The sequence below is a fragment of the Mesorhizobium escarrei genome (genome assembly GCF_935825525.1).
Taxonomy (GTDB): domain Bacteria; phylum Pseudomonadota; class Alphaproteobacteria; order Rhizobiales; family Rhizobiaceae; genus Mesorhizobium; species Mesorhizobium escarrei.
Genome location: NZ_CAKXZT010000135.1, coordinates 1 through 1,350 on the forward strand (window position 1 = coordinate 1; position 1,350 = coordinate 1,350).

A 1,350-nucleotide genomic window follows, 5' to 3' on the forward strand; every position below is an offset into this window, starting at 1 on the left:
GCCGCGCAGGCTGGCGCGGACACTCGGAATTCGCGTCGATGCTCGAAATCCGGCCTCGATCGAGCTGCCGGAAGGAACCGATCAAATCTATGCCTACCTGATGATGGATGGCCAGATCAGGGCTCTCGTGCAGTTCGGCGTACTCGGGAGAGTGACAAAGCGTCATTGGATCGAATTGATCCGGGATTGCGTGCCCCCAGAGGAGCTTACACGCAATCTATCCGGCTATAGGCGCATGGCGTCCCGGTTCATGACGCGTGCCGCGCGGCTTGCGAGCCGATCGCTGGCACCAGCCCTCCAACACGGCGCCGCAGCCAACAGGGCAAGCATGTTTGCAGCAGAGGCATTGCTGCCCATCGCGGGACGCCGGTCTGATCGGGACAGCCACTACGGCAAACTCGCGCAGTTGGCAGCGGAAGCGCAGGGGTTGGTGGGATCGAGCGCCGAAGCGACAGAGGCTCTTGCTCTGCCGCGCCGAGCACCGGCCGGGCGCTACAATGATCGCACGTCGTTCTGGAATCGCTATTTCGAGACCGAGGATCCCTGGAACTACGGTTCGCCCTATGAGCAGGAAAAATACGAGCGGCAGCTCGAAATTCTGCCGGCCGGTCGCATAGGACGGGCGCTTGAGCTGGCCTGTGCTGAGGGTCACTTCACGCGGCAGCTGGCACCACGGGTGGACCATTTGACCGCAACCGACATCTCCGCCGTAGCCGTCGAGCGCGCGCGAGCGCGCTGCAGGGACAGACCGAATGTTGAGTTCGGCGTACTGGATTTCTGCGCGGACACGCTGCCGGGTGAGATGGACCTGATCGTCTGTTCGGAAGTGCTCTATTTCTTGGACGATCTCGCCGAGTTGCGGCGCTTCGCCAAAAAAATCGTCGAGGCGTTGGCGCCTGGCGGCAGTTTCATCAACGCACACGCATTCGTCTTACGTGACAATGTTGAAAGCACCGGCTTCGATTGGGACAACCAATTCGGTGCCCAGCTGATCTCAGAGACGCTGGCAGCGACCGAAGGCCTCGTCCTCGAGCGATCGATCCAGACGGAGCTCTATCGCATAGACCGCTTCCGCCGCCTCTCACCTGGACATGAAACGACGGAACCGACAATCGATTACGCCCCAATCCGCGCACCCATCGACATGGAGGTCGCGCGAAACATCGTCTGGGGCGGGGCGCGGGCCTTGCGCCGCGACGTCGCACGCAGCGAGCGGCGGCAGCGTATCCCTGTCCTCATGTATCACAGCGTCTCCGATGATGGTCCGGCCGCGCTCGCCCGTTTTCGGCTCACGCCCGCCGCATTCCACAGCCAGATGGCATGGCTGCGCGCCAATGGCTTTCACGCGAT

1 protein-coding gene is annotated in these 1,350 nt (G+C 62.4%); it reads left to right on the plus strand.

Features of this window, described 5'->3' with window-relative positions:
* Nucleotides 1-1,350, plus strand: a 1,350-nt coding sequence (locus NMG80_RS19920) for an SAM-dependent methyltransferase (RefSeq protein ID WP_436798643.1), incomplete at both ends; no start/stop codon positions are given.